The organism is Polaromonas sp. Polasp52, from assembly GCF_059491565.1.
The window spans coordinates 2,583,140-2,604,851 of sequence record NZ_CP168513.1; the positions used below are offsets into that span (position 1 = coordinate 2,583,140).

At 61.5% G+C, this 21,712-nt stretch carries 14 protein-coding genes; 10 read left to right on the plus strand and 4 right to left on the minus strand.

Annotation, left to right across the window (positions count from 1 at the left end):
* The first annotated feature begins 15 nt into the window (after positions 1-15).
* Both ACEN9P_RS12135 and ACEN9P_RS12140 read left to right on the plus strand, forming a co-directional pair.
* Positions 16-807 (plus strand): 3',5'-cyclic-nucleotide phosphodiesterase, encoded by a 792-nt coding sequence (locus ACEN9P_RS12135; RefSeq protein WP_477662142.1) that lies wholly within the window; start codon positions 16-18, stop codon positions 805-807.
* The gene (locus ACEN9P_RS12140) at positions 804-3,209 is read left to right on the plus strand and encodes a GspE/PulE family protein (RefSeq protein WP_477662141.1); all 2,406 of its coding nucleotides are present in this window, start codon (positions 804-806) and stop codon (positions 3,207-3,209) included. The genes ACEN9P_RS12135 and ACEN9P_RS12140 overlap by 4 nt, the downstream gene beginning before the upstream one ends.
* A 31-nt stretch (positions 3,210-3,240) precedes the next feature.
* On the opposite strand, the gene ACEN9P_RS12145 is transcribed toward ACEN9P_RS12140, so the two are convergent.
* The 4 genes from ACEN9P_RS12145 to ACEN9P_RS12160 all read right to left on the minus strand — a co-directional run bounded on the left by ACEN9P_RS12145 (position 3,241) and on the right by ACEN9P_RS12160 (position 13,029).
* Entirely contained in the window at positions 3,241-5,466 is a 2,226-nt protein-coding gene (locus ACEN9P_RS12145) for an O-linked N-acetylglucosamine transferase, SPINDLY family protein (RefSeq protein WP_495622096.1), read from the minus strand.
* On the minus strand, positions 5,430-7,694 hold the full coding sequence (locus ACEN9P_RS12150; RefSeq protein WP_495622097.1) for a tetratricopeptide repeat protein: 2,265 nt from the start codon (positions 7,692-7,694) through the stop codon (positions 5,430-5,432). Before ACEN9P_RS12150 ends, ACEN9P_RS12145 begins: the two co-directional genes overlap by 37 nt.
* Before the next feature lie 119 nt (positions 7,695-7,813).
* Entirely contained in the window at positions 7,814-10,294 is a 2,481-nt protein-coding gene (locus tag ACEN9P_RS12155) for a tetratricopeptide repeat protein (protein WP_495622098.1), read from the minus strand.
* 8 nt (positions 10,295-10,302) lie between these two features.
* Positions 10,303-13,029 (minus strand): tetratricopeptide repeat protein, encoded by a 2,727-nt coding sequence (locus ACEN9P_RS12160; protein ID WP_495622099.1) that lies wholly within the window; start codon positions 13,027-13,029, stop codon positions 10,303-10,305.
* Between the two features lie 140 nt (positions 13,030-13,169).
* On the opposite strand from ACEN9P_RS12160, the gene ACEN9P_RS12165 reads away from it, so the two are divergent.
* The 8 genes from ACEN9P_RS12165 to ACEN9P_RS12200 all read left to right on the plus strand — a co-directional run bounded on the left by ACEN9P_RS12165 (position 13,170) and on the right by ACEN9P_RS12200 (position 21,640).
* Complete coding sequence (locus ACEN9P_RS12165) at positions 13,170-13,469, plus strand: hypothetical protein (RefSeq protein WP_495622100.1); 300 nt, start codon at positions 13,170-13,172, stop codon at positions 13,467-13,469.
* Between the two features lie 203 nt (positions 13,470-13,672).
* Positions 13,673-14,134, plus strand: coding sequence for a pilin (locus tag ACEN9P_RS12170; protein ID WP_495622101.1), 462 nt, complete (start codon positions 13,673-13,675; stop codon positions 14,132-14,134).
* A gap of 83 nt (positions 14,135-14,217) precedes the next feature.
* Positions 14,218-16,119: a tetratricopeptide repeat protein gene (locus ACEN9P_RS12175; RefSeq protein ID WP_495622102.1), complete on the plus strand. Its 1,902-nt coding sequence runs from the start codon at positions 14,218-14,220 to the stop codon at positions 16,117-16,119.
* Positions 16,120-16,156: 37 nt separating this feature from the next.
* The gene (locus ACEN9P_RS12180; RefSeq protein WP_495622103.1) at positions 16,157-17,044 is read left to right on the plus strand and encodes a glycosyltransferase family 2 protein; all 888 of its coding nucleotides are present in this window, start codon (positions 16,157-16,159) and stop codon (positions 17,042-17,044) included.
* 56 nt (positions 17,045-17,100) lie between these two features.
* Positions 17,101-18,666: a hypothetical protein gene (locus tag ACEN9P_RS12185; protein ID WP_495622104.1), complete on the plus strand. Its 1,566-nt coding sequence runs from the start codon at positions 17,101-17,103 to the stop codon at positions 18,664-18,666.
* Positions 18,667-18,705: 39 nt separating this feature from the next.
* The gene (locus ACEN9P_RS12190; protein WP_495622105.1) at positions 18,706-19,803 is read left to right on the plus strand and encodes a glycosyltransferase family 4 protein; all 1,098 of its coding nucleotides are present in this window, start codon (positions 18,706-18,708) and stop codon (positions 19,801-19,803) included.
* Positions 19,800-20,663, plus strand: coding sequence for an NAD-dependent epimerase/dehydratase family protein (locus ACEN9P_RS12195; RefSeq protein ID WP_495622106.1), 864 nt, complete (start codon positions 19,800-19,802; stop codon positions 20,661-20,663). Before ACEN9P_RS12190 ends, ACEN9P_RS12195 begins: the two co-directional genes overlap by 4 nt.
* A gap of 38 nt (positions 20,664-20,701) precedes the next feature.
* The gene (locus ACEN9P_RS12200) at positions 20,702-21,640 is read left to right on the plus strand and encodes a glycosyltransferase family 2 protein (protein ID WP_495622107.1); all 939 of its coding nucleotides are present in this window, start codon (positions 20,702-20,704) and stop codon (positions 21,638-21,640) included.
* Positions 21,641-21,712 lie beyond the last annotated feature (72 nt).

Below are 21,712 nucleotides of genomic sequence, written 5' to 3' on the forward strand. Positions count from 1 at the left end.
CAACCGGAAAACCACATGAAAGTACGTGTACTAGGCTGCTCGGGAGCCATCGCCAAGGACTGCCGGACCACGTCTTTTCTGCTGGACCATGATTTGCTGGTCGATGCGGGCACGGGCGTGGGCGACCTCACGCTCGACGAGATGGCCGGCATAGACCACGTGCTGCTGACGCACTCGCACCTGGACCACGTCGCCGCGCTGCCGCTGATGGTGGACGCCATCGCGGCGCGGCGTACCACGCCGATACAGATACACGCGCTGCAAGGCACGATCGAAGCGCTGAAAGCGCATATCTTCAACAACACCATCTGGCCGGATTTTTCCAGGATTCCCACGCCGCAGGCGCCGTTCGTCAGCTTTCACCCCCTGGATGTGGGGCAGACCCTGCTGCTGGCGGGAAAGCACGTGGAAGTGCTGCCCGCCGTGCACACCGTGCCGGCCGTGGGATACGCCGTGGCCACCGGCAAGGGCTGCTGGGTGTTCACCGGCGATACCGAGCAGAACCCGGCGCTGTGGGCCCGCATCAACCAGATGAACGTGGCCATGCTGGTCATCGAAACCGCCTTCAGCAACCGCGAGCGTGACCTTGCCAAGCGCAGCCTGCACCTGTCCCCCCATGCGCTGGCCAACGAGCTCGACTGCATAGAGCGCGGCAAAAATTATCCGATTTACATCACCCACACCAAGCCCGCCGAGACCGATCTCATCATGGCCGAGATACAGCGTTTCGACCAGACACGGCCGTTTGGCCCCAATGTGACGCACGACATCCGGTGGCTGCGGGCAGGCCAGGAGTTTGAACTATGAGCGCCGTACTGCAACGCGATCCCCAGGACGAGTTTTTCGACTCGCAGATGCTGCCGCCGCAGGAGCGCGGCGTCACCTTCGAGGCGCTGTACTTCCGGCAGCTGCAGCTGGTCACCAACCGCATCCATGAGACCGAAAACATCGACCAGATCATGCTGGAGGCGAGCCAGGACATCTGCAAGCTCTTCAACGCCGACCGGCTGACCCTCTACGCCGTCAACGAGGACCGCACGTCCATCGTCTCCAAGGTCAAGACCGGCCTCAACACCAGCCGCGACCTGAAACTTCCGGTCAGCGCGCAAAGCATCGCCGGCTATGTGGCCATGTCCCGGCAGATGGTCAACATCGCCGATGTCTACGACGAAGAGGCCCTCAAGAAAATCCACCCGGCCCTGAGCTTCCTCCAGGAGGTCGACAAGCGCTCGGGCTACAGGACCAAGCAGATGCTGGTGGCGCCCGTCATGGACGGCGACACGCTGTACGGCGTACTGCAGGTCATCAACAACCGCAGCGACCAGCCCTTCGGCAAGCTCGAGGAGGACGGCGCGCGCCAGCTCTGCAAAACACTGGGCATCGCGATACGCCAGCGCATGCAGAGGGCGGAGGACGGCCAGCGCCGCAAGGCGACCAAGTACGACGGGCTGGTCACCGAAGGCGTGCTGTCGCAGAACGAACTGCAGCAATGCATCCAGCAGGCGCGCGAGGAGGGCAAGTCGGTCGAGCACATGCTGATGGCCAACTACCATCTGCGCCCCGCCCAGATCGGCCAATCCCTGGCGAAGTTTTTTGGCGTGGGCTACGAGTCTTTCAACACCGGCCGCATACGCTCTGAAATGCTGCACGGCCCGCTCAAGCGCGATTTCATCGAGCAGCAGGGCTGGATACCGCTGGAAGAAACCACCGAAGGCCTGGTGATCATGTGCATGGACCCGGAAGCCGTGCGCGGGGCGCGCGTCGTGCCGCAGGTGTTTCCGCGCATCACCAAGTTCGCTTACCGCGTCACCACCCAGACCGAGTTTGAGGAGACGCTGAACCAGCTGTTCGGCGCCGGCGCGGACAGCAGCTCCATCGACCAGTTGCTGGCGGACATGGACTCGCCGCTGGAAGGCGAATCCGCCGACGATTCCTCACTGGAGTCCGCGGCGGCCGATAACGAGCTGGTCAAGTTCGTCAACAAGGTCATCATCGACGCCTACAACCAGAAGGTTTCGGACATCCACATCGAGCCCATGCCCGGCAAGGCCAAGACCGGCATACGCTTTCGTGTGGACGGCACCCTGCAGCCCTATATCGAGGTGCCGGCCCAGTTCCGCCAGGCCATGGTCACGCGGCTCAAGATCATGTGCGACCTGGACATTTCCGAAAAGCGCAAGCCGCAGGACGGCAAGATCAAGTTCAAGAAGTACGGCCCGCTCGACATCGAGCTGCGCGTCGCCACGATCCCCTCGGCCGGCGGTGTGGAAGACGTGGTCATGCGGATCCTGGCCGCGGGCGAGCCGATTCCGCTGGAAAAGCTCGGGTTGACGGCGCACAACAAGGAGCGGCTGGAAAAAACCGTCTCCAAACCCTACGGCCTCTTTTATGTTTGCGGCCCCACGGGTTCGGGCAAGACCACCACGCTGCATTCCATCCTGAAATTCCTCAACACGCCGGACACCAAGATCTGGACCGCCGAGGACCCGGTTGAAATCACCCAGAAAGGCCTGCGCCAGGTGCAGATCAACCGCAAAGCCGGCATCGACTTTGCGCTGGTCATGCGCGCCTTCCTGCGGGCCGACCCGGACATCATCATGGTCGGCGAGTCGCGCGACAAGGAAACGGTGGCCATGGGCGTCGAGGCTTCGCTGACCGGCCACATGGTGTTCTCGACCCTGCACACCAACTCGGCGCCCGAATCCATCACGCGCCTGCTGGACATGGGCATGGACCCTTTCAATTTTGCCGACGCGCTGCTGGGCATCCTGGCGCAGCGCCTGGCCAAAAAATTATGCGACTGCAAGGAGGCTCATGTCTTGAGTTCGCAGGAAATCAAGGATTTCATCAAGGAATACTCTGAAGAGTTGCGACACACCGACGCCTGGAAGGCCGATGAGGGTGGCGAGTCGCAAAAGCTGTTTGAAGACTGGATGGAGCGCTACGGCAAGGACGGCAAGCTCACCGTGTACCGCGCCGTGGGCTGCGATAAATGCGGCAAGACCGGCTACAAAGGCCGCGTCGGCCTGCACGAACTCATGATCGCCGACGACGCCGCGAAAAAACTGATCCAGGAACGCGCCCGTGTCGCGGAACTGTTCGCCAGCGCGGTCAGCAGCGGCATGCGCACGCTGAAGATGGACGGCATGGAAAAAGTGCTGATGGGCCTGACCGACTTGAAGATGGTTCGCTCGGTCTGTATCAAGTAAGGGTTTGCCGGGAACTGCAACGCGCGGGGGCTCAGGTCTGTGCCCGCGATTTCGATGCCGCCTGTTCCTCGCACCACTTGCGCCACACGTTGCGCAGGGCTTGCTCAAAATGCCGGGCAAAGCGCGGCGCGTCGAAAACCGGTGAAGCCAGCACCTGATCTCGCATGCCCGCGCGCAGCGATGCCAGGCGCGGCAGGTCGCCGGCATGCGAGACAGCCTTCCTCACATAGTCATCAGCGTCTTCGGCCACCCACTCGGGCAGGCCTGCGTTCATCAGCAGGCCGACGCCCTGGCGTGACAGGAAACTCTTGCCGGCCAGCGTGAGCACCGGCACGCCCATCCATAGGGCTTCGGCCGTGGTGGTTCCACCGGTGTAGGGAAATGGATCCAGGGCGATATCGACCTGCTGGTAGGTCGCAAGATAGGCCGCGCGGGGCACGGCGCCCTGTACGATCAGCCTGTCGGTGGTGATGCCGTGCGCGGCGAAACGTCCGGCCACGCTGCGCTGCACGCGGACTTCGTGGTCGCGCGGCGCCATGAGATGCAGGCGGCTGCCGGGCACGGCCCGCAGTATGCGGGCCCATAGGGCGACGACGTCGTCATTCATCTTTGACAGGCTGTTGAAGCAGGCAAAGGTCACGTAGCCGTTTCGCAGGGCGGGAAGAGGCGTGATCCCCACATCGAACGCGGGTGGCGTGAAGCAAAGCCGGGTTTCCGGCAGGCGCAGGATCTTTTCCGTGAAATTGCCCTCTTCGCTTTCCGGCAGGGTCCATGGGTCGGCAATCAGGTAGTCGATGGCCGCGACACCCGTGGTGGCGAAATAACCCAGCCAGCTGATTTGCACGGGGGCAGCCTTCCAGGCAAAAACCGGCAGGCGGTTCTTGCCGGTATGTCCGGAGAGGTCAATCAGGATATCGATCCCGTCATCGCGGATACGCTTGGCCAGGACTTCATCGGGTTGGCCTACCGTCAGGTACCAGCCTTGCAGGCAGGTCTTGAGCCGCTCCGTGACATCGTCGGCATCCGGTGAGTTGGAATAGGCAAAAAACTCCAGCCGGCCGGCCGCCTCGGTCGACAAAGCCGCCAGCACGCTCTCGATAAAGTAAGCCACGGGATGCGAGCGCAGATCTGCCGAGACAAAGCCGACGCGCAAGCGTCTGTCGGGATCCACATGGTTCTCCAGGCTGGCAGGGGGCGGGGCCAGTCTGGCGACCATCACGCCGAAGCGCTGGGCCTCGTCTCGCAACTGTTCGGGTGAAAGGCCGGGCAGAAAATGCTGAGTCCACAAAAGATTGCTTTGCGCGATAGGGAAATCCGGCTTGATGGCCAGCGCGTTGCGATAACTTTTCAGCGCATCATCGAATTGGTCAAGGCCTTTGAAGGCGGCGCCCAGGTTGTGGTGCACCTCGGCATTCTGGGGCTCGAGCTGGAGCGCCCTGCCATAACTTGCCGCCGCTTCGTCGAACAACTGCAATCCCATAAAAATGTCACCGAGATGGCAATGGGTGTTGACAAAATCGGGCTTGAGTTCCGCTGCGCGTTGGAGATTGGGCACGGCGTCACGCAGCTGGCCCAGATGGTGCAAGACCAAACCCAGGCTGTAGAGTATGTCCACATTGTCGGGGTCGAGTTCCAGCATCTGGCGGTAAGCGATAGCCAGTTCACTGGAGCGCCCCAGCCGTTTCAGGAGGTCGGCCTGCTTTTCATGGGCCTGGGCATGGTCGGGCTTGACCTTCAAGGCGCGGCGATAGCTCTCCACAGCTGCTTCATGCTGCCCCAGCTCTTCCAGTGCCACCCCCAGGGCGACTTCCGCCTCCACGAACTCCGGCTTGAGCGCGAGTGCCCGGCGGTAGGCCCGCGCAGCCGCCTCATGCTGAGCCAGCCGCGCGTGGGCGGCCCCGATGTTGAAGTGGGCCCCGGCCGAGTCCGGCTTGTATTGCACGGCCTTGGCAAAGGCCCCCAATGCATCCTGTGCATCGCCCCGGTCAAGCAGTATGCTGCCCCGGTTGAAGTGCGCCCGGGCCAGGTCGGGTGCCAGGGCAATCGCCTGGTCATAGCGCCGCAAAGCCTCTTGCGCTTGCCCCTGCTGTTCAAGCTCCATACCCTGTGCAAGCAGGTCATCGGCACCCAAACCCGGATCCGGCGCGGCAGGCACCCCTGCTTCTGTGGCGGCGCGCGTCCCTCGCGCAAATCTGTCGAATAATCCCATTGCCGGCCTCTTCAGCTTGCCGCGGCAGGTACGGGGTTCTGTTCGCACCACACTTGCCACATGCCGCGCAGGGCGGCTTCGAAATGGACGGCAAAGCGCGGCGCGTCGAAGACGGGCGAGGCCAGCACCTGCTGCCGCAAACCTGCGCGCAGCCTGGCCAGACTTTGCAAGTCACCGGCATGCGCCACCGCACGGCTCACATAGTCCTCCGGATCGATGGCGACCCATTCTGGTAAACCGGCATTCATCAGCAAGCCGACGCCCTGGCGCGACAAAAAGCGCTCGCCGGTCAGCGTTAATACGGGCACGCCCATCCACAAGGCCTCCACTGTGGTCGCGCCGCCCGGGTAGGGAAAGGGGTCAAGGGCAATGTCTACCCGTTGATAAGCCACCAGATAGCTCTCGCGTGAGCCATAGTCTTCCAGAATCAGCCGGTCGGCCGCAATCCCATGTGCGGCGAAGCGATCAATGACCTTACGCTGTCCTGGAAGCTCCCGGATCTGCCGGCCTCTGAGAAACAGGCGGCTCGCCGGTACGGCGCTCAGCACGCGCGCCCACAGTTCCACCACTGCGTCGTTCATCTTGGTCAGGTTGTTGAAGCAACCGAAGGTGACAAAGCCGTTTGCCAGCGCGGGTAGCGGACCGATGGCCACATCCGCGTCGGGTGATGTAAAACAAAGGCGGGTTTCCGGCAGCCGCCAGATCTTTTCCGTGAAATGACTCTCTTCGCTCGCCGGCAGCGTCCAGGGGTCGGCGAGAAGGTAGTCCATTGCTGCCACGCCAGTGGTCGCGAAATAGCCCAGCCAGGACAATTGCACAGGCGCGGGTTTCCAGGCAAACACGGGCAGGCGGTTGTAGGCGGTATGTCCCGAAAGATCGATCAAGATGTCAATCTCATCGTTGCGTATCAGCTCAGCCGCATGTTCATCGGAGAGTCCTACGACTGGATGCCACGCGCTGCAGGCGGCCTGGATTCTTTGGCTGAGCGCGTCATTGCAGATGTGCGTGGGGTACGCGAACAGCTCCAGGCCCGAGGTAGTAGATGCCAAGGCCGTGAGGACACCCTCCAGAAAATGGCCGACAGGGTGACCGCAGAGATCCCCTGATACCAGGCCAACGCGCAGCTTGCGCTTGGGGTCGGGCGTATTGGCCCAAACAAGTTGCCGACGGGCGGAGCGGGCAAGCATGTCGCCAAAGCGCCTGGCCTCGATCAGCAAATCCGATGCGGATTGATTGGCCAAGTAGTTGTGCGCGAAAAGCAGGTTGTTATAGGCTTCGCTGGAATCGGGCGTGAGTTCCAGTGCGCGGCGGGTGCTCTCAAGAGAGCTTTCGAGCTGCCCGATATCCTGCAGGGTGTTTCCCAGATTGCGGTGGGCGTCCGCGTAGTCGGGCTTGATGGCCAGAGCCCGCTGGTGACAGGCAATTGCTTCGTCAAATCGCCCTTGCGTCTGAAAAATAACCCCCATGGCTGTGATCGACTCGGCGAAATCGGGATTGATCGCAAGTGCTTGGCGGTAGCTCGACACGGAGAGCTCGACCTGCCCCAATTCTGCGAGAAGATTTCCCAGGTTGTGATGAACCTCGATGAAGTTCGGCTGGATCTCCAGCGCCCGGCGGTAGCTCTGCGCCGCATCCGTCAGTTGCCCGAGCGAACGCAAGGTGGCACCCAGGTTGTTGTGTGCCAGTGCATCTTCCGGGTCGACCAACAGTGCCTGACGAAAGCTGTTGGCCGCATCCTTGAACAGTCCCTGCTGTCTCTGGGCGGCTCCCAGCTTGTTGAGCCAGTCCGCATTGTCGGGATCGAGTTCCAGCATCTGGCGGTAGGCGATCACCAGCTCACTGGACCGCCCAAGCCGCGTCAGGAAGTCGACCTGCTTTTCACGGGCTGGGACATGGTCGGGCTTGATCTTCAAGGCGCGGCGATAGCTCTCCACGGCTGCTTCATCCTGCCCCAGCTCTTCCAGCGCTGCCCCCAGGGCGACTTCCGCCTCCACGAACTCCGGCTTGAGTGCGAGTGCCCGGCGGTAGGCCCGCGCGGCCGCCTCGTGCTGAGCCAGCCGTGCGTGGGCGGCTCCGATGTTGAAGTGGCCACCGGCCGAGTCCGGTTTGTGCTGCACGGCCTCGGCAAAAGCCTGCAGTGCATCCTGTGCATCGCCCCGGTCAAGCAGCAGGGTGCCGCGGTTGAAGTGCGCCCGGGCCAGGTCGGGCGCCAGGGCAATCGCCTGGTCATAGCACCGTAAAGCCTCTTCCGGCTGCCCTTGCTGTTCAAGTTCCATGCCCTGTGCAAGCAGATCATCGGCACTCAATCCCGGACCCGTCACAGCAGGTGCGTCTGCTTCTGTGGCAGCACGCGCCCCTTGCACAAATCTGTCAAATAGTCCCATTGATCGCCTCTTCAGCTTGCCGCGGCGGGTAGGGGGTTCTGCTCGCACCACAATTGCCACATGCCGCGCAGGGCGGCCTCGAAATGGGCGGCAAAGCGCGGTGCGTCGAAGATGGGCGAGGCCAGCACCTGCTGCCGCAAACCCGCGCGCAGCCTGGCCAGGCTTTGCAAGTCAGCGGCATGCGAGACGGCACGGGCGACATAGTCCTCGGGGTCGGTGGCAACCCACTCGGGTAAACCGGCATTCATCAGCAAGCCGACGCCCTGGCGCGACAAAAAGCGCTCGCCGGCCAGCGTCAGCACGGGCACGCCCATCCACAAGGCCTCCACTGTGGTCGTGCCACCGGGAAAAGGGAAGGGATCCAGGCCGATGTCCACCCGCTGGTAGGACGCCAGGTAGTTGGCCCTGGGAACGTAACCCTCAAAGATCAACCGTTCGGGTTTGATACCGTGAACGGCGAAGCGCTCGCAAGTGCTTTGCCGGACCGAGGCCTCCCCAAGCTGCTTGTATTTGAGGAACAGGCGGCTGTCCGGTACCGCATTGAGCACCCGCGCCCATAGAGCCACCACAGCATCGTTCATCTTGCTCAGGTTGTTGAAACATCCGAAGGTGACAAAGCCGTTGGCCAGCGCCGGCAGTGGGCCGGCAGCCACCTCGGCGTCCGGCGGTGTAAAGCAAAGGCGGGTTTCCGGCAGGCGCCAGATCCGCTCGCTGAAATGGGCCTCCTGATCCGGCGAAAGCGTCCAGGGGTCGGCAATGAAGTAATCAATGGCCGCCACCCCGGTTGTGGCGAAATAGCCGAGCCAGCTCGCCTGGACGGGTGCCGGCTTCCAGGCAAACAGGGGTAGCCGGTTCTGTGCCGTATGTCCCGAGAGGTCTATGAGGATGTCGATTCCGTCATCCCGTATGCGTTGAGCCAAGGCTTTATCGGACAGGCGCGCGATGTCATGCCAGCCTTTGCAGTGGGCTTGCAGGCGCCTGCTGGTCTCGTCGTCGCTGCCGTTGTAGTTGGAATAGGCGAAAAGCGCCAAACGTCCGGAAGACTGTGAGGAGAGGGCTGCCAGCACGCTTTCCAGAAAATAGCCCACGGGATGGTTGCGCAGATCACCGGAGACAAAACCCACGCGCAGGCATCGACCGGGATCGGTCGAGTTCGGCCAATCCGCATAAGGACGCGCCAACCGCGCGGCCATGGCGCCGAAGCGCTGGGCATCCGCGAGCAACACCGCAGCGGGTTGGTCAGTCACGTAGTTGTGAATGAAGAGCAGGTTGTTGTGCGCCAGGGCGCAGTCGGGGTCCAGTTCAAGCGCCCGGCGCACGCCGTCCAACGCTGCTTCAAACTGGCCAAGATCCTTCAACGCGTTGGTCAAACCAACGTAGGCGTCCGCGCTGTCAGGACGTATTTCCAGGGAACGCCGGAAACTTGCGATGGCCTGATCGGCTTGGCCGATCGTCGTCAATGTGATGCCCAGGTTGAGGTGCCCATCCGCGTTATCCGGTTCGTTCTTTATCGCCTGACGGAAATGTTCCAGCGCTTTTTCATACTGGCCAAGTTGACCCAGCGCGGCCCCCATGCTGTTATGGGCTTGCGTATAGCCAGTCCGGATTTCCAGGGCTCTCCGGTAGCTGGCCACTGCCTGCTCGAATTTCCCTTGCTCCTGCAAGGCCAGGCCGAGATTGTGGTACACCTCGGCCAACCCGGGGTTGAGGCTGAGAGCCCGGCCATAGCTGGCGATGGCTTCGTCCAGGTCACCGAGCTCCTTCAAAGCGCTTCCGAGATTGCTGTGCGCATGGACCAGACCGGGGTCGAGGCCCAGGGCACGCCGATAGCTGGCAACGGCTTCGTCGAACCGCCCAAGGTCCTGCAGGGCGATGCCCCGGCTGTGATGCGCCTCCGCGAAGTCGGGTTTGAGGGCCAAGGCGGTGTCAAAGCAGTCAATTGCTTCCGAGGCCTTTTCGCTTTCCATCATGACCCGGCCCAATGTATGGTGCAGCTCCGCCGAGTCCGGCTTGAGTTCCGCGGCGCGCCTGTAACTACCGATCGCGTCGCGATGCTCTCCCAGCTGCCCAAGAGCCATCCCGAGGCTGACGTGAGCATCGGCAAATTCGGGTTTCAGCCGGATGGCCTCGCGGCAGGCGGCGATCGCGTCGCGGGTGTTGCCCAGGCGAAGGTGGGCATTGCCCATGTTGTAGTACGCCGCGGCCGAGTCGGGTTTGTACTTCAGGGCTAGCCGATAAGCGTCCAGCGCGCCTGCCGCCTCGCCCTTGTCCAGCAACAGGTTGCCGCGGCTGAAGTGGGCGCGTGCAAACTCGGGCCTGAGTTGAATCGCCGCTTCGTAGCGCTTCAAGGCCTCCTCGTGTTGCCCGCGTTCCTCAAGGGCAATGCCTTCCTCAAAAATATGGCCGGCATCGTCGGGCCCGGCCAACGCCGGCATGCCGGTTTTGCCGACAGCGTCGGGCTTCACTTTGAGGAAGCGGTCAAATATTCCCACTTGCCGGCCTATTTGGGTGATGGTGGGCGGAGATCCTGCTTGCACCAGGTGCTCCACATGCCGCGCAATGCCGCCTCGAAATGCCCCGCAAAGCGGGGCGCGTCAAAGACGGGCGAATCAAGGACTTGCTGTCGCAAACCGCCCCGTAACGACGCCAGGCGTTGCAGGTCGCCGGCATGTGACACCGCGCGCGCCAGGTAATCAGCGGGGTCGTTTGCGATCCAGTCGGGCAGGCCGGCGTTCATCAGCAGGCCCACGCCCTGGCGCGACAAAAAGCGCTCACCGGCCAGCGTCAGCACGGGCACCCCCATCCACAAGGCTTCGGCCGTGGTGGTGCCTCCGGGAAAGGGAAATGGATCCAGGCCGATGTCCACCCGCTGGTAGGCCGCCAGGTAGTTTGACCGGGGAACGTAATTTTCAAAAATCAATCTTCCGGATTCGATGCCGTGGACGGCGAAGCGTTCACACGTGTGCTGCCGCACGGATGCCTCCCCAAGTTGCTGGTACTTGAGAAACAGGCGGCTGTCCGGCACCGCGTTCAAGACCTGAGCCCACAATGCCACCACGGCGTCGTTCATCTTGCTCAGATTGTTGAAGCATCCGAAGGTGACGTAACCATTTGCCAGCGCGGGCAAAGGGCCGACGGCCACGTTGGCGGCCGGCGGCGTGAAGCACAGGCGGGTCTCCGGCAGGCGCCAGATCTGCTCGCTGAAACTGGCCTCCTGGTCCGGCGGCAGCGTCCACGGGTCGGCGATAAAGTAGTCAATGGCCGCCAAACCGGTCGTTGCAAAATAGCCGAGCCAGCTCACCTGGACGGGGGCCGGTTTCCAGGCGAACATTGCCAGCCGGTTGTTCCCGGTGTGTCCGGAAAGGTCAATCAGGATGTCGATGCCATCCGCTCTGATGCGTTGGGCCAATGCTTCATCGGAAAGCCCCATCGCCGGATGCCAGCCCTTGCAGCATGCGCGCAGCTTTGCACTGATCCCGTCATCACAGGTGCGGGTCGGATAGGCGAACAACTCCAGCTTGGGCTTGGAGGTAAGTGCCGCCAGTACGCTCTCCAGAAAAAATCCCACCGGATGGGCGCTGAGGTCGCCGGATACAAATCCCACGCGCAATGTCCGGTCGGGGTCCGGTGAATTGTTCCAATGCGTGAAGGGATGCGCCAGACGCGCGGCGACCTCGCCAAATCGCTGCGCATCCGCTAACAGTTCTTTGGTCGGCAGGTCGGCCACGTAGTTATGGATGAACAGCAGGTTGTGGTGCGCCAGGAAGCTTTTCGGATCAATTTCAAGCGCCCGACGCAGGGTTTCCGATGCTTCCGCAATGCGTCCGACATCTTTGAGGACGCTGCCGAGATTCCCGTAGGCGTCAGCGTAATCGGGTTTGATCTTGATGGCACGCTCAAAGCTTGCGATAGATTCGGCGAGCCTGCTGGTGCGACCGAAAAAAAGACCAAGATTGTTGTGAGCTTGAACATACTCCGGGTCGATTTCCAGTGCCCGAAAAAAACTTGCCTCGGCGAGGTCGAGTTTGTCGAGTTCTTCCAATACGCTGCCGTAGTTGGAGTGCGCGATAGCGGAGTTGGGGGCGATGTCCAACGCCCGCCGATAGCTTTGTGCCGCGGCATCAATTTGCCCGAGGGCTTGCAACACGCTGCCCATGTTCACATACACTTCCGCGAACTCGGAGCGTAGGGACAGGGCTTTTTCAAAACAAACCAAGGCAGCGTCCATGTTCTGCCGCCTCTTCATGACGAGGCCCAGGTTGTTATGTGCTTCCGCCGAGCCAGGTTCGATCTCAAGGGTGCGACGGAAACACTTCTCCGCAGGATCAAGTTGCCCGAGTTCCAGCAAGGCGCTACCTTGGTTCAGGTTGGCCTCGGGGTTGTCGGGCTCGATTTCCAATGCGCGGCGGTAGCTGGCGATGGCCTCCTGCTGCAGGCCATGGTCTCCCTGCGTATTACCGAGTCGAACCAGTGCGGCCGCATTGTCGGGCGCGGCTTCCACCGACCGGCGGTAACTGGCCATCGCTTCCTCCATCTGGCCAAGGGCTTTCAGGGCATCACCGAGGTTCATCTGGGTTGACGCGTTGCTGGGGTCGGCCTCGGCTGCGCGCCGGAAATACGGTGCGGCCCTATCGGCTTGGCCCTCACGAAGCAAGATGCCGCCGAGGTTGTTGCAGGCTGCTATGTGATCGGGATTGATGGCCAGGGCCTGGCGATAGAGCGCTTTTGCACGATCGAACTGCTCCAGATCCTGTTCGGCGAGGCCTTGACGAAAATAGACCTCGGCTTGATCGGACTCAAGCCCCAGCGCGAGCTCAAGCGCGACATGGGCATCCGCAAAATCAGGCTTGAGTGCCACCGCCTGCCGGTAGGCCGCGACGGCGGCTTCGGGTGCGCCGAGGCGCAGATGGGCGTTGCCTATGTTGAAATGCGCAGCGGCCGAATCCGGTTTGTGCTTGATGGCCTCCAGATAGGCGCCCAGTGCGTTCTGCGCGTCGCCACGATCCAGCAGGATGTTGCCGCGGTTGAAATAGGCCCGCGCGAGCGTCGGTGCCAAGCCGATAGCGGACTCATAACAGCTTAAAGCCTCGTCCATTTGGCCTTGTTGCTCAAGCAGCATGCCTTTGTCCAGCCATTGCCCGGCGTCCAGGGCGGAACTTGAAGCCGCATCGCCAATGGATTTCGAGGGGGTGCTTGCGCGTTGCGCGAATCGATCAAAAAGGCCCATTGTTCGCTGACTCTGTAGGCCACTGGCGTTGGCCGGGATTGCGTGAATCAAGCGCCGGCTAAAGCGTCAGCGCTTGGTCTTTGGTGCGAAACGTTGCTGATTCTATAATCAGCGCTCGAGCAACACTATCAGGGATCGATATGGCATTAGCTTGGTTTGACGCCAGCGAGGCAAAAAAATTCGGCACCTCTCTTGCCCAGTTTTTCCTGGAAAGAATTCCCAAGGTAACGGAAAAGAGAGACAAGGAATTTGCCAAAAAAGTCGATTACGTCCTGGAAAAAATGGCGGTGCAGATTGTCCAATTCAAGGCACAGCATAAATTGAACACTTACAAGAAGGCCCAGCTCGGGAACGTTTTTAAGTGGACGCTTCTTGATGCCGGCATTTCAGCAGACTACGCGGACGAGATGACACGCTGGGTGATTCAGCGGGTTGGGTAAACGATGAGAGCCGGCCGGATTTTTGGCATGACAAAAGTGTCATGCCAAAAATCCAAGGTGACAAAAACTGCATCAAAACCCTGCTTTCCCGGCGATCTCCATGGCGCCAATAGGTGTTCAAAGGGGTTGGCAAGTGCTGGCATGAAAACTGCAGAGACTTAAGGCCTTTTGGTTTTTATTGTTTTTCATCTAAGGAGTTTTTCATGAAACGTTCCCTCCAGCAGGGTTTTACCCTGATCGAATTGATGATCGTTGTCGCGATCATCGGTATTCTGGCCGCCGTGGCTTTGCCTGCTTACCAGGACTACATGGTTCGCGCCAAAATGTCTGAAGTGATCCTGGCTGGTTCCTCGGGCCGTACGGCTGTCGCGGAAACCTACGCACAGAAGAACACCATGACGCTGACGGCACTTTCGATGGGTGTGCAAAATCAAAGCTCGAAGTACGTGGCTTCCGTGACCTATAGCGGTGCAAGTGCCACCCAGGGTGACATCATCGTGACGACCCAGACCAACGCTGGCCTGCCTACCGGCGCTTCCGGCAAGACGGTGGTGCTGCGTGGCCAGGTTAATGACACGAGCACCGGCCAGGTGAAGTGGACCTGCGGTGGCGGCACCAGCCCCGTCGAAGCCAAGTACCTGCCAAGTTCTTGCAAAGACTTCTGATCGATTGAATTGTCAAAAAAGCCCCTTGGCCTTTCGCCAAGGGGCTTTTTCTTTGCCTCTTCCATCTTTCCTTCTTTATTTCCATGCGCGCCCCGCACATCGTCGCCCTGGCTGCACTCGTCGCGAGCTCGGTGCTCATTGCCATCTATTGGCCGGGTTTGCAGGGGGGATTCTTTTTCGATGACGGGCCCAGCATCCTCTTTGCGCAAGGCGTGCGCCTCGAAAGCCTGTCGCGCGAATCGATTCATCAAGCGCTTGTGAGCGGCGGCGCCGGCCCTTCCGGACGTCCGGTGGCCCAACTGAGCTTTGCGCTCAACTACTACTTCAGCGGTTTTAATCCCTTTGTCTTCAAGGCAAGCAATCTTGCGATTCACCTCGCTTGCGGTTTCCTGGTGTTCTGCCTGGCGTATCGCTTGCTGACGGCGGCGGGCGGGAACGCGGCGAAGCAAGGCACTACGTTTATCGCTTCCGGTGCGGTGGCCGCATTGTGGCTGTTCCAGCCTATCCAGTTGCTTCCCGTTCTGCTCGTGGTGCAGCGCATGACGAGCTTGTCCGCTTTTTTTCTTCTCGCCGCACTGCTGCTTCATATCTATGGACGGGAACAAGGCGGCCGCGCCGGCGCCGCCTGGATCCTGCTGGCGTGGGCGATTTTGTGGCCGCTGTCCTTTCTCAGCAAGGAAACAGGCGCACTTCTGCCCTTGTTTGTCCTGGCCTGGGAGGTGATTCTGCGCAGAGCTTCACTTGGCAAGCTGGACCGCTTTGCCCTTGGCTTTATTGCCTTGGCCGGGCTTTTGCTGGCGGGGGTGGCCCTGTATGTGCTCCTGGGGCGCGCGCAATGGTTGTGGGCCGGCTACGATCTTCGGCCGTTCTCGCTTGTCGAACGGCTGCTGTCGGAAGGACGGATACTCTGGTTTTATCTCGGCCTGATGGTGGTGCCGCGCAGTGAGGCTTTCGGCCTGTACCACGACGACATCGCGGTTTCCACCAGCCTCTTCTCCCCATGGACGACTTTGCCCGCCTTGCTCGGCTTGGCAGGCCTGGCCTGGCTGGCCTGGCGGCTGCGCAGAAGTGCGCCGCTCGCGGCCTTTGGCATCGCGTGGTTCCTGGTCGGGCACGCCCTGGAATCCACCGTGCTGCCGCTGGAGCTCGCCCATGAGCATCGCAACTACCTTCCGCTTCTCGGCGTTTTGCTGGTGGCCGGATGGGCGCTGCTTCGCGCCCTGGAGGGTACTAAACGGGCCAGGACGGCAGGCATCCTGCTGGCGGGCGTGGTGCTGGTCTATTCCGCTTTGCTCACGGGGCTTCGCGCCAACCAATTCGGCGAGGAAGTGCGACGCACCCAGATCGAGGCCCTGCACCATCCGGCCTCTGCCCGTGCCCGCCATGAGGCGGGTCTCGCGCTGTCCGACCTTCCGGATGCGATTTTGCCGGACTCGCGAACCTACGCTCTCGCCCGCGGGCACTATGTGGCTGCCACCGAAGCCGATCCGAACTTCAAGATGAGTCTGCTTGGCTTGATCCAGCTGGACTGCAAGGCCAAAAAGGTGGTGGAACGGGCTGAAATCAATGAGCTGTCCCGCCGCTTGCGTGAAACACGTTTTGCGCCGGGCGACACAGGCGTGCTGTACAGTCTCAAGGCAATGGTCATTGCGGGCACGGCCTGCCTGAACAGGGCGGACGTTGACGGCTTGTTCGCGGCCGCGCTTGCCAATCCCGGTGCCTCGCCTGCGGTACAGTCCATCCTGCATTCCTGGCGCGCGGACTATCTGTGGTTGCACGAGCGCGACGTCGCGGCAGCCCGCAACGCCCTTGGGCGATCACTGGCGCTGAACCCGGGCAATCCGAGCAACCGCCTCAAATGGGCGCAGTTGCTGTTCATTTCGGGGGAGCGCGAACAGGCGCGGCGCTTGCTGCTTGAATTGCAGGGCGAGAGTTTCTCGGCAGAGGAGCGGCAAACAATTAACGAGCTGCTGGCGGCAAAATAACATGACACGGCGCTGACGCGAACCACCCAGGTTTCCAATGATCCACACAGTCAAACTCTCGGTCGTCATACCCGCCAGAAATGAAGCGGCAAGTTTGCGCACCCTCTTGCCCCAGCTCGTTGCGCTCGTGCCGGATGCGGAGATACTGGTTGTCGATGACGGCTCGACCGACGACACGGCCGCCGTATGCCTTGAGTCCCGGGTCAGGCACCTGAGGCATCCCTACCCCAAGGGCAATGGCGCGGCCATCAAGACCGGGGCCCGTGCCGCGCAGGGCGAAGTGATTGTTTTTATGGACGGCGACGGCCAGCACAAGCCCGAAGACATTCCCGGTTTGCTTGAGGAGTTCAACAAGGGCTACGACATGGTGGTGGGCGCGCGGCAGGCGGGCTCGCAGGCCGGACTGCACCGTGCGGCCGCCAACGACATCTTCAGCCGCTTCGCGAGCTGGATGGTGACGCAGCCGATTGCCGACCTTACCTCGGGATTTCGGGTGGTCCGCGCTGCCCGGTTCCGCCAATTCCTGTATTTGTTGCCCAATGGGTTTTCGTATCCAACGACAATCACCATGAGCTTTTTCCGCGCGGGTTACGGTGTGGCTTATGTCCCGATTCACTCACCCCGCCGGGCCAACGGCTCCAGCCACATTCATCCCCTGCGCGACGGTGTGCGCTTCTTGTTGATCATCATCAAGATAGGCACACTTTTTTCGCCGCAGAAACTCTTTCTCCCCATCAGTGCAGGCTTCTTCCTGACAGGCCTTGCCTATTACCTGTATACCTATCTGACTGCCGGTCGCTTCACGAATATGAGCGCGCTGTTGTTTATCTCCGCAATCTTTACTTTCTTGATCGGCATCGTTTCAGAACAGATTTCGGCATTGCATTACAAGAACATCGACACCAGCGACGGCGAAAACGACTAGCCCAGCCGCGGTGCAGGGCCTTCCGTCCATCACCGCCCTGCAGGCTCGCCCTGACCATGATCCATAGCTTCATCCTTCCCAAATTTTTCCGCAGCATCCCGCCTTCCATGAGGCTGGGCCTTATCGTTCTGGTGATACTGGCGTCGGTGTTGGGGTTGATGCAGTATGCGACGGGTGGGCGAGTCGCCTATACGATGGACTCGTTGACCTACCGCGATGCCGCGCTCCAGTTCCTCTCGGGTCGCCCGATGCAGGCCACCAATGTGTCCTCGCCGGTCCCCGAGTTCCAGCCCCTGGTTCATTGGCCACCCGCCTATCCGGCACTGTGGGCGGCTGCCCTGAGCCTGGGAGGCGGCGATATCGACAGAGTCTCTGCCGTGCTGAACCCGATGCTGCTGGCGATCAGCAGCCTGTCCATCTTCTGGATTTGCTGGATGGTCACCGGCAGAGCGGTCATCGCCGGCATCCTGGCGGTCGTCAACGCGTTCACACCGATGAGCATGATCGTGTATGGCCACGCGTGGAGCGAAACCCTTTTTATTTCCCTGTTGCTGCTGGCCTACGCGGCATTCTGGAAGTATCGGATATCCCAGGAGAAAATCATCTGGCTTGCCGTCGCTGCCGTCCTGATAGGAAGCAGCAACTGGGTGAGGTACGCAGGGGTGGTTTTCCTGCCCCTGCTGGGGTTCTCGGTTCTTGCGGCGTCGGGCTCCGTTGTGGGCAAGCGGATCGCGCATGCCGCCGGCGCCATGCTACTGGGCGCCGCGGTGGCCTGTCCGCTGTGGCTTCGCAACTGGCAACTGACCGGGAACATTTCGGGTTCAAGCCGCGGAGGCGTGACCAGGGTCGACAGGTTCTTTGAAGACATGGCGACCATTCTGGATCTGTTTGAACATTCCTTCTTTGCCTTCAGCATGGTGTTGCGTGCGAACCTGGAGGTTCCAATACTCATGGCGGCGGCTTTTGTGGCCTATAAGGCTTTTCGCCGCAGCGGTACTCAGTGGCTTCGGCCCCCTGAAATCTGGCTGCCTCTTGTCTGGCTGGCTGGCTATCTGCTGTTCCTGCTTTACGCCAGGAAAATCCAGGTCACGGTCGATCTGGACCTGCGCATGCTGGCAGTGGGCTTTCCCTTTCTGCTTCTCGCGATGGCGCCTGCGGTCAGTGCCGCATTCTCGGACGGCTGCTTGGAAACCCGCAAAGTATTGATGGCCTTGCTGCTGGGTCTGCTGGTTTACGCCGGTCTGGATCAGGCGCAGAGAGTCCACCAAAGCTACGCATCTGATGGAATGCCTGGCTGGCGTTCCAACTTCGGCCTTGGATTCCGGGATCTGCGCGATACCTCACCGGTCAGCCGTGCGCTCAAGGAGAGTATCGGTCCGGTCACCTCGTCCACAGTCGTTCTGACCGATTATCGCGCCCTTTACCTCAGGTATTTGACCGGGGCGAAGGTGTATTCCCCAGGCAATGGCTGCGCATACTGGAAGGATGTGCCGGATGGTGGCATGCTGTTTATCGGTGCCGCGAAATTGCCGGAATGGGCCGTGGACTGCCTGAAGGAAAAGCCGCAATGGCGGCTGCTGTGGCCTTCCGGGAAAGCCGTACCGTCGATGTATGCTAATTGATGGCACGCCGATTTGGAAAGTCATAGTTTGAACATCCTGATGAGCAGCACCTCCTACCCGGAAAGCCCGCAGGATTGGCGTGGCCGTTTCATTGCCAACCAGGCCGGCGCGCTGGCACGGCGTGGCGATGTCAGCCTTTCGCTATGGGCGCCGCCTGGTGAGCTGCCTGCCGGCGTGGCCGCCGCGACGACTCCTGCCGATGCGCGCTGGCTCGGAGGGGTGTCACGGCAAGGCGGTATCGCGCACCTGTTGCGCACCCGGAAGGCGCTGGCCGCCGGAACCATCCTGGTCCTGCTCATGCGCCTGGGCCGTGCCTATCGCCGCCAGCCGGCCGACGTGGTCCACGTTAACTGGCTCCAGAACGCCCTGCCCTTGTGGGGCACCACAACACCGGCGCTGATCACCGTGCTGGGCAGCGATTTTGGCCTGCTGCGCCTGCCCGGCATGAAGGCCTTGCTGCGTGCCGTGTTGCGGCAGCGCCGCGCGATCCTGGCACCCAACGCCGAGTGGATGCGGCCGGCGCTGGAGCAGGCCTTTGGCGACCTTGCCGAAATCCGTCCGATTGCCTTTGGGGTGGACGATCCCTGGTTTGAGGTGGTGCGCCGGCCTGCGGCAGGCAATGCGCGGCAATGGCTGGCGGTGACCCGGCTGACCCGCGACAAGATCGGTGACCTGTTCGCCTGGGGCGATGGCCTTTTTGGCGACGAGCGGCAATTGCACTTGTTTGGCCCCATGCAGGAGACGCTCGAACTTCCATCCTGGGTGCGCTACCACGGTCCGACACATCCGGCCGACTTGCTGAAAAACTGGTTCCCCCAGGCCTGCGGATTGATCACGCTCAGTCGCCACGACGAGGGGCGGCCGCAAGTGATGCTGGAGGCCATGGCCGCGGGCCTGCCGGTCCTTGCTTCCGACTTGCCGGCCCATCGCGACATGGTGCGGCATCGCATCACGGGCTGGCTTGCGGCCAGCCGTGAGGAGCTGTCCCAGGGCCTGGGATGGCTGGAAGACCCTCAGCAAAATCAGACTACAGGGCAAGCGGCTCGAGGCTGGATCAGGGACACGATAGGCACCTGGGACGGCTGCGCCGGCCGTTATGTGGCCGCCTACCAGAATCTGCTGGAGCGCAGCGCGTGAGGCGCGATGGCGTATTGCTGCTGGGTGGCGCCGGCTTCATCGGCAGCGCCTTGGCCAGACGCCTGCAAAGAGAGAAGAGGACTGTGCATATCCTCGGCCGCCAGCAGGAGACACAGCTTGAGCGGGTGTTGCCTCAATGCGGCACGGTGGTGCACCTCGCCTGTTCCACCACGCCGGGCGCATCCGCCGCCAACCCCGGCCTGGAACTGGGTAACCTCGCCTTAACCCTGCACCTGCTGGACTTGCTGAAAAGCCAGCCACAGACACATCTGATCTTTTTTTCCTCCGGGGGAACTGTGTATGGCAACCCCCAAACCTTGCCCGTGACGGAGGACAGTGTTATCGCGCCGCTTTCCAACCATGGAGCAAGCAAGGCCTCACAAGAGGCTTTTTGCGGCGCATTGCGGGCCCGCGGCCATGCCGTCACAATCCTTCGCCCCTCGAATGCTTACGGCCCCGGGCAAACGGTGAAAAGCGGTTTCGGCTTGGTGCGAACCGTGCTTGAGCATGCCCGACTGGGCACGGAGATGGAAATCTGGGGCGATGGTGAGAGTGTGCGCGACTTCATTCACGTTGATGACGTCGCCGAGGCGTGCGCGCGACTGGTGAACCTTCCGCAAGACAGCGGAACTTACAACCTTGGCAGCGGCAAAGGGCATAGCGTCAACGAGGTGCTGCGTATCGCGGAGAACGTTGGCGGGCGCGTTGTGAAGAGAACCTATCGCCCGGCCCGCGCGGTGGATGTGCGCGAGATCGTGCTGGACATTTCCCTGCTGGAAAACTGCTTGTCCTGGACCCCACAGCTTGCTCTTGAAGAAGGGATCAAGGGAAGCTGGGAATGGCTTTTGCATCAGTCATGACATCAAGCCTTACGGGAAACGCAGTGTCAGATGCCCGGATGGCGGCCGCCTCTTCGCAGGAAGACGCCTTCGACTTGCCCTCGGGCTTGGTGTGCGCGGTTGTCGTCGCCTATTACCCTGACGAAGAATTCAAGGCACGGCTTCGCAAGCTGCTACCTCAGGTGGCGTGTGTGGTCATTGTGGACAATACGCCGGCGGAAAACGCCGCGCGCCAACTGGATCTGCCGGAGGGCCAGGCGAACGTCCACCTGATTTCCAACCGGGCCAATCTGGGTATTTCAGCCGCGCTCAACCAGGGCCTTCACCATGCCTTGAATGCCGGATGCAAATGGGCGCTGACACTGGACCAGGACACCCAATGTTTTGCGGATATGGTGAGCACGCTTCTTGGCGTGTCCGCAGCATGCACGCCAACGCCGGCAGTCGTCGGGGGTAACTACCTGGACCCAAGGAGCAAGCGCCCCGAGGTTGCGATCGGGGAGGCCGGGGCCTTCCTGGTGCGAAAAACAGTTATCACCTCCGGTTGCCTGGTTGACGTGCGTCATGCGCTGGCTATAGGAGGATTCCGGGAAGACTATTTCATCGACCAGGTGGATCACGAGTTCTGCCTGCGGGCCAGGGCACATGGGCATCAGGTGGTCATCAGTCGCAAGCCGGTCATGACGCATAGCGTGGGTGAGTCCGGCGGGGTGCGTCTTCCCTTATTGGGCGTACTTCCGAATCATCCGCCGGTGCGCAAGTACTACATCGCCCGCAATACGGTGGTTACCGTGAGGACCTATTGGCGGCAAGAGCCCGAATGGTGCTTGCGGCGGCTGGCGCGCCTGTTGCTGGGGCTGGGAGGCATGGCACTTCTGGAGAAGCAGGGCTTCGCCAAAGTCCGCGCATTCGCGGGTGGCGTCGCGGACGGCTTGCGCGGGCGCATGGGCCCTTGCACGAGGGAGTCGGCGCTGCGACCTCGCTCCGGGATATCCTGAGCTCATTCAACGCATGTTTTGGTCGCCAACCCATTCCCGCCTCCAGTCCTGAACTCTTGGTCGTAACGCCAT

Bases quoted from the DNA above. Each gene is read 5' to 3' on its own strand.
- ACEN9P_RS12165 (WP_495622100.1), top strand. From the start codon at position 13,170: ATGGCATTAGCTTGGTTTGACGCCAGCGAGGCAAAAAAATTCGGCACC.
- ACEN9P_RS12160 (WP_495622099.1), bottom strand. From the start codon at position 13,029: ATGGGCCTTTTTGATCGATTCGCGCAACGCGCAAGCACCCCCTCGAAA.
- ACEN9P_RS12200 (WP_495622107.1), top strand. From the start codon at position 20,702: ATGGCGGCCGCCTCTTCGCAGGAAGACGCCTTCGACTTGCCCTCGGGC.
- ACEN9P_RS12150 (WP_495622097.1), bottom strand. From the start codon at position 7,694: ATGGAACTTGAACAGCAAGGGCAGCCGGAAGAGGCTTTACGGTGCTAT.
- ACEN9P_RS12185 (WP_495622104.1), top strand. From the start codon at position 17,101: ATGATCCATAGCTTCATCCTTCCCAAATTTTTCCGCAGCATCCCGCCT.
- ACEN9P_RS12175 (WP_495622102.1), top strand. From the start codon at position 14,218: ATGCGCGCCCCGCACATCGTCGCCCTGGCTGCACTCGTCGCGAGCTCG.
- ACEN9P_RS12190 (WP_495622105.1), top strand. From the start codon at position 18,706: ATGAGCAGCACCTCCTACCCGGAAAGCCCGCAGGATTGGCGTGGCCGT.
- ACEN9P_RS12140 (WP_477662141.1), top strand. From the start codon at position 804: ATGAGCGCCGTACTGCAACGCGATCCCCAGGACGAGTTTTTCGACTCG.
- ACEN9P_RS12170 (WP_495622101.1), top strand. From the start codon at position 13,673: ATGAAACGTTCCCTCCAGCAGGGTTTTACCCTGATCGAATTGATGATC.
- ACEN9P_RS12135 (WP_477662142.1), top strand. From the start codon at position 16: ATGAAAGTACGTGTACTAGGCTGCTCGGGAGCCATCGCCAAGGACTGC.
- ACEN9P_RS12180 (WP_495622103.1), top strand. From the start codon at position 16,157: ATGATCCACACAGTCAAACTCTCGGTCGTCATACCCGCCAGAAATGAA.